General features: G+C 50.1%; 13 protein-coding genes. 7 read left to right on the top strand and 6 right to left on the bottom strand.

The annotated features are described in order from the left end of the window. The first annotated feature begins 3 nt into the window (after positions 1-3). The gene (locus IMQ48_RS15330) at positions 4-414 is read left to right on the top strand and encodes a hemerythrin domain-containing protein (protein WP_117342968.1); all 411 of its coding nucleotides are present in this window, start codon (positions 4-6) and stop codon (positions 412-414) included. 67 nt (positions 415-481) lie between these two features. Here IMQ48_RS15330 and IMQ48_RS15325 read toward each other — a convergent pair whose 3' ends face one another. Further along, positions 482-1,759: a YeaH/YhbH family protein gene (locus tag IMQ48_RS15325; protein WP_196209726.1), complete on the bottom strand. Its 1,278-nt coding sequence runs from the start codon at positions 1,757-1,759 to the stop codon at positions 482-484. 122 nt (positions 1,760-1,881) lie between these two features. Next, positions 1,882-3,816 carry a protein kinase YeaG gene (gene yeaG / locus IMQ48_RS15320; protein ID WP_096757315.1) on the bottom strand — a complete coding sequence of 645 codons (1,935 nt, stop codon included), beginning with the start codon at positions 3,814-3,816 and terminating at the stop codon, positions 1,882-1,884. A 433-nt stretch (positions 3,817-4,249) separates the two neighbouring features. Here yeaG and IMQ48_RS15315 point away from each other — a divergent pair, with 433 nt between their 5' ends. Then, complete coding sequence (locus IMQ48_RS15315) at positions 4,250-4,996, top strand: MipA/OmpV family protein (protein ID WP_196209725.1); 747 nt, start codon at positions 4,250-4,252, stop codon at positions 4,994-4,996. Positions 4,997-5,162: 166 nt separating this feature from the next. Further along, entirely contained in the window at positions 5,163-6,017 is an 855-nt protein-coding gene (locus IMQ48_RS15310; protein WP_196209724.1) for an aldo/keto reductase, read from the top strand. Between the two features lie 105 nt (positions 6,018-6,122). Here IMQ48_RS15310 and IMQ48_RS15305 read toward each other — a convergent pair whose 3' ends face one another. Then, positions 6,123-7,007 carry a D-hexose-6-phosphate mutarotase gene (locus IMQ48_RS15305; RefSeq protein WP_196209723.1) on the bottom strand — a complete coding sequence of 295 codons (885 nt, stop codon included), beginning with the start codon at positions 7,005-7,007 and terminating at the stop codon, positions 6,123-6,125. Positions 7,008-7,179: 172 nt separating this feature from the next. Further along, entirely contained in the window at positions 7,180-8,175 is a 996-nt protein-coding gene (gene gapA / locus IMQ48_RS15300) for a glyceraldehyde-3-phosphate dehydrogenase (RefSeq protein ID WP_096757311.1), read from the bottom strand. Between the two features lie 341 nt (positions 8,176-8,516). On the opposite strand from gapA, the gene msrB reads away from it, so the two are divergent. Together msrB and IMQ48_RS15290 are read left to right on the top strand one after the other, a co-directional pair. Beyond that, complete coding sequence (gene msrB / locus IMQ48_RS15295; protein WP_196209722.1) at positions 8,517-8,930, top strand: peptide-methionine (R)-S-oxide reductase MsrB; 414 nt, start codon at positions 8,517-8,519, stop codon at positions 8,928-8,930. A 41-nt stretch (positions 8,931-8,971) separates the two neighbouring features. Continuing rightward, a complete protein-coding gene (locus IMQ48_RS15290; protein WP_135321564.1) occupies positions 8,972-9,247 on the top strand; it encodes a YeaC family protein in 276 nt (91 codons plus the stop codon). A 61-nt stretch (positions 9,248-9,308) separates the two neighbouring features. Here the strand turns inward: IMQ48_RS15290 and yajD are convergent, their stop codons facing one another. Continuing rightward, complete coding sequence (yajD, locus tag IMQ48_RS15285; protein WP_196209721.1) at positions 9,309-9,653, bottom strand: HNH nuclease YajD; 345 nt, start codon at positions 9,651-9,653, stop codon at positions 9,309-9,311. 93 nt (positions 9,654-9,746) lie between these two features. Further along, entirely contained in the window at positions 9,747-11,000 is a 1,254-nt protein-coding gene (locus IMQ48_RS15280) for a glycoside hydrolase family 18 protein (RefSeq protein WP_196209720.1), read from the bottom strand. Positions 11,001-11,297: 297 nt separating this feature from the next. Between IMQ48_RS15280 and IMQ48_RS15275 the strand changes: the two genes are divergently transcribed. Together IMQ48_RS15275 and IMQ48_RS15270 are read left to right on the top strand one after the other, a co-directional pair. Beyond that, positions 11,298-12,374, top strand: a complete 1,077-nt coding sequence (locus IMQ48_RS15275) for a zinc-binding dehydrogenase (RefSeq protein WP_196209719.1) — start codon at positions 11,298-11,300, stop codon at positions 12,372-12,374. 26 nt (positions 12,375-12,400) lie between these two features. Continuing rightward, on the top strand, positions 12,401-13,637 hold a 1,237-nt coding region (locus tag IMQ48_RS15270; RefSeq protein ID WP_196209718.1), incomplete at its 3' end, for an MFS transporter.

Raw genomic sequence — 13,637 nt, 5'->3', positions numbered from 1 at the left:
GGGATGAATCTGGATAAAATGAAACATCAGCACGTTGATATTCTCGAAAAAATATCTTTTCTACGTACGTTAAGCCAGTCTGGGGTGTCAAGCAATGCGCAGCAAATTGCTGCGGCGATCGTGAGCATGAGTGCGATCATTAAAACGCATCTGTCAGCGGAAGATCAGTTTCTTTACCCCCAAATTGAACAGGACGGGAATAGTAAACTCAGGCAGGTCAGTACTCAATTTCAACGCGAAATGGCGGATATCGTCGGTGAATATGACGCGTTTTCGCGCCGCTGGAATATTGCCAGTAAGCTGATGGGTAATGACGAGGCGTTCAGACGCGACGCCAATACCGTATTACGTAAAGTGTTTGAGCGTATGCAGCGGGAAAATAAAGATTTCTATCCGCTGGTAGAAAGGATGTAGCAAAAATATTCTGCAAAAAAAATCAGCCAGAAACGTTATGTAACTGGCTGATTGTCAATGACTCATCTCAACTTGTGGCACTCTGCTTATGAAACAGCTCCCGGAACACCGGATAGATATCATCCTGGTCACGGATATGCTGCATGGCAAAGTTATCAAAGGTCGATTGCAGATGCTCGTATTCACGCCATAAGGTCTGGTGCGCGCGACGGGTGATTTCGATATAGCTATAATATCGCACCACCGGCAGCAGTTTTTTCGCCAGAATCTCATGACACAGGGGCGAGTCATCCGCCCAGTTATCGCCGTCCGATGCCTGCGCTGCATAGATATTCCACTGGGCAGGGTCGTAGCGATCTTTCACCACCTCATCCATTAACTTCAGCGCGCTGGAGACAATGGTTCCCCCGGTTTCCTGAGAGTAGAAGAACTCATGTTCATCCACTTCTTTTGCCTGGGTATGATGGCGAATGTAAACCACTTCCACGTTCTTATAAGTGCGGCTTAAGAACAGATACAGCAGAATGTAAAACCGCTTGGCCATATCTTTAGTCGATTGATCCATCGAACCGGAAACGTCCATCAGACAGAACATCACTGCCTGGCTCGAAGGATCGGGGCGTTTTTCATAATTCTTGTAGCGCAAATCAAAGGTATCGATAAACGGGACGCGTTCGATTTTTGCCCGCAGCTCAGCAATCTCTTTACGTAACCGTTCTTCCTCCAGCAACTGCGCCGGTTCACTGTTGGCGATAGTTTCCAGGTCGGCTTCAAGTGCGTGCAGTTCCCGACGTTTGCCTGCCGTCATTGCCGTACGACGCGCCAGCGAGTTTTGCAGGGAACGCACCACGCTGATGTTGGCAGGGACCCCGTTGGAGGTGAAACCCGCACGGTGGGTTTTGTATTCCGTTAACTGGCGTTGCTGATTTTGCTTCAGATTCGGCAGTGCCAAATCCTCAAACAGTAGATCCAGATACTCATCTTTTGAAATCTGAAAGACAAACTCATCCTGGCCTTCTCCATCCTGACTGGCCTGGCCTTGCCCGCTTCCCGAACCCCCGCCGCCGCCCTGAGGGCGTTCAATACGGTCATTCTGAACAAAATGGTCGTTTCCCGGATGTACACGATGGCGTAGGCCTCCACGCCCCTGATGAAACATCGGTTCGCTAATATCATCGGTTGGGATAGAGACAGACTCGCCACTATCGACATCAGTCACCGAACGCTTATTAATGGCCTCGGAGATCGACTGTTTAATTTGTGATTTATAACGGCGCAAGAAGCGCTGGCGGTTAACTGTGCTCTTGTTTTTGCCGTTAAGACGTCGGTCTATGAACCAGGTCATATGCCCCCCGTACTGCCAACTGTTCGCCATGTCTGTAAGTGCCGGATGGCGCTGGCGCTTCTCCGGCCTACGGAACATTGTTTTGCATGCCCGGTAAGCGCATGCGCCACCGGGCACTTATGTTAAGACGATTTACGTACGCGCAAATACCATTCGCACAGTAAACGCACCTGCTTACGTGTGTAGCCTTTTTCCATCATACGGTCGACAAAATCGTCGTGCTTTTTCTGCTCGTCAGTCGAGGTTTTGGCATTAAACGAAATGACCGGCAGCAACTCTTCGGTATTCGAGAACATTTTCTTCTCAATAACCGTGCGCAGTTTTTCGTAACTGGTCCAGTTTGGATTACGACCGCTGTTATTCGCTCTGGCGCGCAGAACAAAGTTGACGATCTCGTTACGGAAATCTTTCGGGTTGCTGATACCCGCCGGTTTTTCAATTTTTTCCAGTTCTGAATTCAGCGACTCGCGATCGAACAGTTGACCGGTATCCGGGTCGCGATACTCCTGATCCTGGATCCAAAAATCCGCATAGGTGACATAACGGTCAAAAATGTTCTGTCCATACTCGGAGTAGGATTCCAGATAGGCGGTCTGGATCTCTTTGCCAATAAATTCGGCGTATTTCGGGATCAGGTAGCCTTTCAGGAACTCCAGGTAACGTTCGGACTGCTCCTGTGGGAACTGTTCACGCTCAATCTGCTGTTCCAGAACATAGAAAAGATGTACCGGGTTGGCCGCCACTTCTACATGGTCAAAGTTAAATACGCGGGAGAGGATCTTAAACGCAAAGCGCGTTGACAGACCGTTCATCCCCTCATCGACTCCGGCGTAATCACGATACTCCTGGTAAGACTTCGCTTTTGGGTCGGTATCTTTCAGGCTTTCACCATCGTAAACACGCATCTTCGAGTAGATGCTCGAGTTTTCTGGTTCTTTCAGGCGAGAAAGAATCGTGAAACGAGAAAGCGTCTCCAGTGTACCCGGTGCGCACGGCGCGTGGGTCAATTCACTGTGGTTAAGCAATTTCTCGTAGATCTTGATCTCTTCGGAAATGCGTAAGCAATACGGAACCTTCACGATGTATACGCGGTCAAGGAAGGCTTCGTTATTTTTGTTGTTACGGAACGTCACCCATTCGGATTCGTTCGAGTGGGCGAGAATAATGCCATTAAACGGCAGGGCGGAAATACCTTCTGTCCCGTTGTAGTTGCCTTCCTGAGTTGCGGTCAGCAGAGGATGCAGCACTTTAATCGGTGCTTTAAACATCTCCACGAACTCCATAATCCCCTGGTTAGCCCGGCACAGCGCACCAGAATAGCCGTAAGCATCCGGATCGTTCTGGGCGTGGTGCTCGAGTTTACGAATATCCACTTTCCCGACCAGCGCGGAAATGTCCTGGTTGTTCTCATCGCCCGGTTCTGTTTTGGCGATAGCGATTTGTTCCAGAATAGACGGCCACACTTTAACCACGCGGAATTTGGTGATGTCTCCACCAAAATCATGCAGACGCTTCGCGGCCCATGGCGACATAATTGTGCCAAGATAGCGACGTGGGATCCCGTACTCTTTTTCCAGTATTTGTGCATCTTCCTGTGGATTAAACAGACATAACGGGTGATCGTTAACCGGACTACGTTCACCGTTAGCGCTCAGGACATAAATGGGTACCCTCTGCATCAGCGATTTCAGTCGCTCAGCAAGAGAGGATTTTCCTCCCCCTACAGGCCCCAGCAGATACAGGATCTGCTTCTTCTCTTCCAGCCCCTGAGCCGCGTGTTTCAGATAAGAGACAATCTGCTCAATCGCGTCTTCCATGCCATAAAACTCTTCAAACGCGGGATAGCGTGCAATCACCCGGTTAGAGAAGAGACGAGAAAGTCGAGGTTCATGGGCAGTATCGACCATGACAGGCTCACCAATAGCCATTAATAGCCGCTCTGCCGCGTTGGCATAAGCACTGCGATCTTGCCGACAAGTGGTAAGAAACTCCTGCAGCGTGAACTCTTCGTCCTTGGCAGCTTCATAACGCTGGCGATAGTGATCGAATATATTCATGGTATGCCGTCCTTTCGTTTTTTAGCACATGTTAAGAGCCGTTCATATGAATAGTAGAGGCCCCTGAAGAGGTAAACTGAACGACGTTGCTGCTGGAGAAATAAGCAACTCTCATGCCATTTTGATGGTCAGAAGATCAACGTATTCGGTGATACACCTTCTAAAATTAAGCGTAGATGGCATTTGCAAAACTTGCCTGCGTGCGCAAATGAATTTCAATGGCATATCAATAACTCATCGGCAAAAAAGAGACATCTTATGTAAAGAAATGGGGGGAGATTCATGCCTTGTTCATCAGGCTGCAAGTAAAATGTCATCACTCGCTGAGAAATTAGGGGGTTACATTACGAGGCTAAAACGTAAAATAGTTGGGCTGTCACGCAATGACGGTTACACTTTGGGTGCTTTACATTTGAATAAGGAATTATGGATTGTGACCAAACTCAAACTTCTGGCACTTGGCGTGCTTATTGCCACCTCATCTAGCGTAGCACAAGCCGAAAGCAACCTGACGCTGGGCGCTGGCGTTGGTGTGGTTGAGAACGCTTATAAACAATACGATAATGACGTTTACCCGGTACCTGTTGTGACCTATGACAGCGAGAACTTCTGGTTCCGTGGTCTGGGCGGCGGTTACTACCTGTGGAATGACAACACCGATAAGCTCTCTGTCATGGCCTACTGGTCGCCGATGTACTTTAAACCGGGCGACAGCGATAACAGCCAACTACGTCGTCTTGATAAACGTAAGAGCACCATGATGGCCGGTCTGTCTTACGTCCACAATACGCAATACGGCTTCCTGCGTACCAGTCTTGCTGGAGACGCGCTGGACAACAGTAATGGTATTGTGTGGGATCTGGCGTGGTTGTACCGTTACACCAACGGTGGCCTGACGCTGACGCCGGGGATCGGCATCGAGTGGAACAGCGAAAACCAAAACGAATACTACTATGGTGTGTCGCATCACGAATCTTCTCGCAGCGGCCTGCGCAGCTATGATCCAAATAGTAGCTGGAACCCGTACCTGGAACTGAGCGCAAATTATAACTTTATCGGTAACTGGAGCGCGTACGCGACGGCACGTTATACCCACCTGTCTGACGAAGTGACCGACAGTCCGATGGTGGACAAGTCCTGGACGGGTTTGATCTCCACGGGTATTACCTACAAGTTCTGATAATCGACCATGCTGAACAGAAGCCCGCAATATTGCGGGCTTTTTTTGTGTCTGTTGGCATGCAGGGCAGTAATTACCCCAAACGATGATGGTGCAATTTGTGCACCATTACAGGACGCATGCGTGGGGTTTTGCTTTACTGTGGTGCAAAACACAGGAGACCGCGATGACAGATAAACAGGTAATGTTCACCGGGCAGGTCGCGCTTCCTGCTATCGGGCAGGGGACGTGGTATATGGGTGAAAATGCCCATTGTCGGGGGGCTGAAGTGGCGGCGCTGCGTGCTGGACTGGATCTGGGTTTACGCCTTATTGATACTGCAGAAATGTACGCTGATGGTGCAGCGGAAGAGATAGTGGGTGAGGCGCTGTTGGGGCGACGTGATGATGCCTTTCTGGTGTCAAAAGTTTATCCTTGGAATGCCGGAGGCCGGAAAGCCATCGCGGCCTGCGAAGCGAGTCTGCGGCGACTGAAAACCGATTATCTGGATCTCTACCTGTTGCACTGGACGGGTAATTTTTCATTTGCCGAGACTGTTGAGGCGATGCAAACGCTGATCGCTCAAGGGAAAATCCGCCGCTGGGGCGTTTCTAATCTCGACTACGCAGACATGCAGGCGCTATGGCAGGTGGCGGGAGGGCAGCAATGTGCGACTAACCAGGTGCTGTATCATTTAGCATCACGCGGTATTGAGTTTGATTTGCTGCCGTGGTGTCAGCAACAGCAGTTACCTGTCATGGCCTATAGCCCGCTGGCCCAGGCAGGGCGTTTACGCAGTGATTTGCTAACTAATGGGGTGGTGAATGAGATAGCGCATGCACACAATGCCAGCGCGGCGCAGATTTTACTGGCGTGGGTCATTCGGCAGCCGGGGGTGATAGCCATTCCGAAAGCGGCAAACGTCACGCATGTTGAGCAAAATGCTGCTGCACTGGACATTACGCTCTCGGCCAGTGAGCTGGCACGGCTGGATAAGGCTTATCCTGCTCCGGGCAGTAAAACGGCGTTGGATATGGCCTGATGTACCGGATAGCGATGCTCACGCGTCTTATCCGGCCTACGAACTGTTTTTGCAGTTTCCGTAGGCCTGATAAGGTGTAGCCGCCATCAGGTAATGGGCAAAATCTTAGCGCTTAGTCACGCGAATCGTTTGTGCCAGGCGAGAAGGTTTCTCAGCGGTGGTTTTCTGCGGAGCGGTCGCGTAAGCGGTTTCTACGCACACAAACGTTTTGTACCCGTCATCTGGCATATCACCCATGCTGACAGACAGGGCCGGGCCCGGGTTCCAGCCGACAACGTTCAGATGGTGATGGTGTACGACGTCGATGTTGCGGTTCAGTGAATCGTCATGGATGACGCTGCATGCTTCCGGGTTCAGATACACGCGGTCGGTGCGGTCCGGGAACGTCTGGATGCCATCAGCCAGGATATCTTCTTTCGCATCGTTAACTTTATCGATCAGACGGTCACCAAGGCCACTCACTTTCACCGCTGCAATGTCACCGACGTTAAAATAGGTGTGCAGCGCGGAGGTGGTTTCAAATTCACCGTGGGCTTCCAGTTCTATTTCGCAGGTAGCGCCCACTTTGAAACGCGCTAACAACGTAAACTCATGCGGCCAAAGCTGACGCGTTTCAGCGCTACTTTGCAGTTCAAACGTCAGAACCACACCGTTGTCATCTTCGTTGTGCGCTTTCAGCGTCCACGGCAGATTACGGGCAAAACCGTGCGAGGGAAGCCCTGGCTGTGCTGCCGGGCCAAACCATGGCCAGCAAATAGGGACGCCGCCACGCAGCGCTACACCCGTTTTAAACGGCGTATTGCTGCTTAACCACAGGATCTCATCTTCGCTGGTCGGTTTCCATGACAGAAGATGAGCGCCCTGTAGGGCGAAAGAGGCTTTAACCTGCGGGTGATCAACCACCACAACCTCCAGTTCATCAAACTGACGACGGGAGAGAACAGGGGAAATTTGTTCGATTATCGGAAGTGCAAAAATTTTATTAATCATTACGCAATCCTGTTTACCCTTAATAATTCGAGTTGCAGGACAAAACGGTTAACCGTTTTGAACAGCGCTTGCTGCAGCCAACACACCTGTAACTTGAAGTATGACGGGTATATCTTTGAGCAAAAAAAAGAGCGACCTGAGTCGCTCTTACAGATTACCGTTTCATCTCAACTTATTTGGAGATGTGAGCAATCAGATCCAGAACTTTGTTTGAGTAGCCGGTTTCGTTGTCGTACCAGGATACCAGTTTCACGAAGTTGTCGTTCAGTGCGATACCTGCTTTAGCATCGAACACGGAAGTGCAAACTTCACCGTTGAAATCGGTAGATACAACGTCGTCTTCGGTGTAACCCAGAACGCCTTTCATCGGGCCTTCGGAAGCAGCTTTGATTGCTTTCTTAATTTCTTCGTAAGAAGCAGCTTTTTCCAGACGAACGGTCAGGTCAACAACGGATACGTTCGGAGTAGGAACGCGGAACGCCATACCAGTCAGTTTGCCATTCAGTTCTGGCAGTACTTTACCTACTGCTTTAGCAGCACCGGTAGAGGACGGGATGATGTTCTGTGCTGCGCCACGGCCGCCGCGCCAGTCTTTGTGAGACGGGCCATCAACGGTTTTCTGAGTAGCGGTGGTCGCGTGAACGGTAGTCATCAGACCTTCGATAATACCGAAGTTGTCGTTGATAACTTTAGCCAGCGGAGCCAGGCAGTTAGTGGTGCAGGAAGCGTTAGAAACGATGTCCTGACCTTCGTATTTGTCAAAGTTAGCACCTTTAACAAACATCGGAGTGTTATCTTTGGACGGACCAGTCAGAACCACTTTTTTCGCGCCAGCAGTGATGTGCTTACGAGCGGTTTCGTCTGTCAGGAACAGGCCAGTAGCTTCAGCAACTACGTCAACACCAACTTCGTCCCATTTCAGGTTAGCCGGATCACGTTCAGCGGTAACACGGATTTTTTTACCGTTCACGATCAGATGACCGTCTTTCACTTCAACGGTACCGTTGAAACGGCCGTGAGTGGAGTCATATTTCAGCATGTAAGCCATGTAGTCAGCGTCTAACAGGTCGTTGATTGCAACGATCTCGATGTCAGAACGTTCTTGAGCAGCACGGAAAACAATGCGACCGATACGGCCAAAACCGTTGATACCTACTTTGATAGTCATATATTCCACCAGCTATTTGTTAGTGAATAAAAGGTTGCCTGTAAAATTACAAAAACCTTACGCAGCGTCAAGCGGAATCGTGTCAATCATTGCGACAAATCAATCTGCTGCCTAAGCTTTGCGCAACTGACTCGCCTCACTCTTCCTTTGGGCTTGAAACCACATGGGGGCGGCCGCCCGAATTTTAAAGGGCAATCAAGATAAAAACGTGATTGCTGTCACGATTTATAGGCTGCTATTTCGCAATGATCAAGTTTAGAACAAAAGTTCGCCCTGTGGTGTTAATGTTTTGTTAGAATCTGTCTCGCGATGTGAGTTTAGATAAAGTGAGATGTGAGCAAATGGCTAATCAACCTTCTCCAGAAGACCTAAAGAAAAATTTATCCGAAATGCAGTTCTACGTAACGCAGAATCATGGGACTGAACCGCCATTCACCGGGCGTTTGCTGCATAACAAACGGGACGGTGTTTACCACTGCCTGATCTGCGATAAAGCGCTGTTTCGTTCTGATACAAAATACGATTCTGGCTGCGGCTGGCCTAGCTTTTACGAGCCTGTCAGCGAAGAGGCGATCCGTTATATTAAGGATACGTCACACGGCATGCAGCGCATTGAAATTCGTTGCGGCAACTGCGATGCGCACCTCGGACATGTCTTCCCGGATGGTCCAAAACCTACCGGTGAACGCTACTGCGTTAACTCAGCGTCTTTGAACTTTACCGACGATGAAAACGGTGAGCAGATTAAAGGCTGAAGAAACGATTCAGCAAATTATTCTAAGGGAGTGAGGGTAAAATGAATCTTGATGAGATGATCAACAGCATGACGCCGGAAGTTTATCAGCGCTTATCGACGGCCGTTGAACTTGGAAAATGGCCGGATGGCGTCGCGCTGACAACCGAACAAAAAGAGAACAGCATGCAACTGGTGATGTTATGGCAGGCGCGTAACAATATCGATGCGCAACATATGACTATCGACACCAACGGTGAGATGGTCATGAAGAGTAAGCAGCAGCTAAAAGTTGAATTTGGGATAACGCCTGAGCCGATTGCGACGTTCAAATCCTGATTGTGGAAACAACATGAATTCGCAGGCCCGGCACGGTTTACCGTAACGGACCTGCAAGGTCTTACTTCTTGTTCATCATTGCCTTAAGGTCGGCAAACGGGTTGTATTTGGCCTCACCGACGTCTTTCTGCGCATCTTCGCCCGCCACCACGGTGGAACCATACTGATCTACCTCGGTGTATTTCGAGTGTTCATGATCGTGGCAATACAGGCACAACATCTCCCAGTTACTGCCATCTTCCGGGTTATTGGCGTGATCGTGATCGATATGGTGTACTGTCAGCTCGCGCAGGTTGGAATACACGAACTCACGCGAACAACGCCCGCAGACCCAGGGGAACAGTTTAAGCGCCTTTTCCCGGTATCCGACTTCCAGACGGGCGTAATTTTTAGGGATAAAAGCCATAAAACCTCGTGCTCCTGTAGAATATGAAAAGCTGCACCCACATCAGGCGCAGCGGATAGCGATAATCATAACCTATTGTGCACGACGTGGGGATCAGTGTTTAATCCCTAACGACTCAGCCAGCTGCTTAGCCAGTTGGTTTTTATCGTCCGCGCCATACTCCCAGAACATAGCCCCGCCCAGCCCCTTGCTCTTGATGTAGTCCGCTTTGATGGCGACTGAACGTGGGTTCTCGTAAGAGAGGGCAAACAGCGTTTTGCCGTCAGCCGATTGCACCGACAGCCACGGCACTTTCGCTTCATCATCCCAGTGCTGGCTAAAGCGCTTTTGCGGATCGTTAATCAGCTTCGCTACGATGTCGTTGTACTTCACATAGGTATCTTTGGTCAGGTCAACGTCCAGTGATTTGAACAATTCAATTTGCTGTGGTTCGAAGTAGGGTTGGGTGGCTGGATTTTTTTGTGCATCCGGCTTGCTCCAGTCAATCCCCGGCTCGATGGCGCGTTTTGGTACCCGCCCATAGAAACCAATCCCGAGGTTCATCTGACCTGGTTTTAATCCAGCTGCGAGATAGTTATTAACTACAAAATCGGCGCTGTATTTATCTGCAGCGGCCACCGTTGGCCATTGCGTCGAATCATAAAGATTGGAGTTGAAGTACTGAGTACCGTAGGCCATGTCGTAGGTCATCAGGTTGATGTAGTCGAGCAGCGGGGCAATTGCTTTGACATCCACCCAGCTTTTCGGGCTGTCCGCGTTCGCACCTACGGCGATGGTGACCAGTTTTTGCGGACCCATCGCGCTACGCAGTTCTTTCAGCAGCGCGGTAAAATTATCACGATCGGCAGGCTGGCTTTCGACCAGCCCCCATGCGCCGTTTACCGGATACTCCCAGTCGAGGTCGATGCCATCCAGGTTGTATTTCTTCACAATCTCCTGCACGGATTGAATAAACACCGCGCGGGATCCTTTGGTTGCTGCTGCACCTGAGAACCCACGCGCCCCCCAGCCGCCCACAGAAAGCAGCACTTTCAGGTTAGGGTTCTGTTTACGCAATGTGGGGATCTTCTGCAAATCAGCCTGTACTTTCGGCGACAGCCAAATTTGATGCAGTTTGCTGGGGTCTTTTAACGCATCGTTGGTTTCGTCTTTTTCGTTGTTGTAGACCAGGCCAAAGGAGTAGTTGAGATGGGTAATCTGGCGTACGTCCAGTTTATTGATATCGCCACCAGGACCGGCAGTGACATCGCCGCCGCCGTTAAAGTAACCGACAGACATCAGGGTGTTAGCGGAAACAACGCTCGCGCAGAGCAGGGGTAATGCTGCCAACAAAGGCAAAAGTTTCATCGGTGTTCCTCTTTGACATTTAAATAAGCAAACACGCCACGGTAATCGCGTGGCGAAAAAAACAGCTCTCGCAGACTAGCAGTTTACAAAAAGGAAAAATGCGAAGGGGTTCACGCCATGTTTAGCGAAGCGGCTTCCATGGCCCTTTGAAATTTAGGGCATGTTTACTTCTATTTGTGATCTAAGTTGTGAAATACAGATCATTATCTGTGTTTTAAAGATTTTGTGTTGACCTTGAAGATGGAGTGGTTAAGTATTGGTGCCACTGATGCAAAACTAAACACAAAGGAAGACGCAATGAAAGCACTGGCAAGATTTGGTAAGGCCTTTGGCGGCTATAAGATGATTGACGTGCCGGAACCGGTATGCGGCCCGGATGACGTAGTGATTGAAATCAAAGCGGCAGCTATCTGCGGCGCGGACATGAAACATTACAACGTTGACAGCGGTTCCGATCAGTTCAACTCCGTTCGTGGTCACGAATTTGCCGGCAACATTGTGCGAGTGGGGGAAAAGGTCAAGGACTGGAAAGTGGGTCAGCGGGTGGTCTCTGACAATAGCGGGCACGTCTGCGGTGTCTGTCCAGCCTGTGAACAAGGCGATTTTCTGTGTTGTACAGAAAAAGTAAATTTGGGTCTGGATAACAATACCTGGGGCGGTGGATTTTCGAAATACTGTCTGGTGCCGGGCGAGATCCTCAAAATTCACCGTCACGCGCTGTGGGAAATCCCGCAGGGCGTTGATTATGAAGAAGCCGCGGTACTTGACCCCATCTGCAACGCCTATAAATCCATCGCTCAGCAATCTAAATTTCTGCCAGGCCAGGATGTGGTGGTTTTCGGTACCGGCCCATTGGGTCTCTTTTCAGTACAGATGGCGCGCATTATGGGGGCTGTCAATATCGTGATGGTTGGGCTGGAAGAGGACGTAGCGGTGCGTTTCCCGATCGCCAAAGAACTGGGCGCGACGGCGGTAGTGAATGGCTCGACCGACGATGTGGTTGCGCGCTGCCAGGAAATCTGCGGTAAAGACAATCTGGGACTGGTTATCGAATGTTCCGGGGCCAATATTGCGCTTAAACAATCGATTGAAATGCTCCGTCCAAACGGTGAAGTCGTCCGCGTGGGTATGGGCTTTAAACCACTCGATTTCTCCATCAACGACATTACCGCGTGGAATAAAAGCATCATTGGTCATATGGCCTATGACTCCACGTCCTGGCGCAACGCTATCCGCCTGCTGGCCAGCGGCGCGATCAATGTTAAACCAATGATTACTCACCGTATTGGCCTCTCACAATGGCGCGAAGGGTTTGATGCTATGGTCGATAAAACCGCGATTAAAGTCATCATGACTTACGACTTTGATGAATAACCTATTTATTAAAGGAACGTTATCGCATGGAACAAATAACAAAACCGCACTGCGGCGCCCGGTTGGACAGGTTGCCTGACTGCCGCTGGCATTCATCAATGTTTGCCATGGTAGCCTTTGGATTATTAGTGTGCTGGAGCAATGCCGTCGGCGGATTAATTCTCGCGCAATTAAAAGAATTCGGCTGGACAGATAATTCCACCACTGCCACATTTTCCGCAATTACTACGGCAGGCATGTTTCTCGGCGCGCTTGCCGGGGGAATTATCGGGGATAAAACCGGGCGCAAAAATGCCTTTATCCTGTATGAAGCGATTCATATTATCGCCATGGTTGTGGGGGCCTTTTCGCCGAATATGGCCTTCCTGATTGCCTGCCGTTTTGTGATGGGGGTGGGATTAGGTGCGCTACTGGTGACCTTATTTGCCGGATTCACCGAATATATGCCCGGCAGAAATCGTGGCACCTGGTCCAGTCGGGTCTCGTTTATCGGTAACTGGTCTTATCCGCTGTGCTCGTTGATTGCGATGGGGCTGACGCCATTAATCAGCGCGGAGTGGAACTGGCGCGTACAGCTGCTGATCCCGGCGGTGCTGTCGCTGATTGCAACCGTGATTGCCTGGCGCTGGTTCCCTGAGTCGCCTCGCTGGCTGGAGTCTCGCGGACGCTATCAGGAAGCTGAAAAGGTGATGCGGGCAATAGAAGAAGGTGTGGTTCAGCAGACGGGTAAGCCATTGCCGCCGGTGGTGATAGAAGATGACGGCAAACCACCGCGCTCTGTTCCGTATTCGGCTTTATTAACCGGCGTATTACTGAAGCGCGTTATTTTAGGTTCCTTTGTTCTTATCGCCATGAACGTCGTGCAGTACACCTTAATTAACTGGCTGCCGACGATATTTATGACCCAGGGCATTAACCTGAAAGATTCCATCGTCTTAAATACCATGAGTATGTTTGGCGCGCCGTTTGGCATATTTATCGCCATGCTGGTGATGGATAAAATACCCAGGAAGACAATGGGTGTGGGATTGTTAATATTAATTGCTGTGCTGGGATATATCTACTCATTGCAAACCAGCATGCTATTGATTACGTTAATTGGTTTTTTCCTGATTACCTTCGTGTATATGTATGTTTGCTATGCCTCGGCGGTATATGTACCAGAAATATGGCCAACCGAAGCGAAACTTCGTGGCTCCGGACTGGCAAATGCGGTAGGGCGTATCAGCGGAATAGCCGCACCTTACGCGGTAGCCGTACTGC

Source organism: Citrobacter sp. Res13-Sevr-PEB04-36, assembly GCF_015672735.1.
Lineage (GTDB): Bacteria > Pseudomonadota > Gammaproteobacteria > Enterobacterales > Enterobacteriaceae > Citrobacter.
The sequence above is the reverse complement of the archived record's forward strand: the minus strand, read 5'-3'. Positions and strand labels throughout refer to the sequence as shown.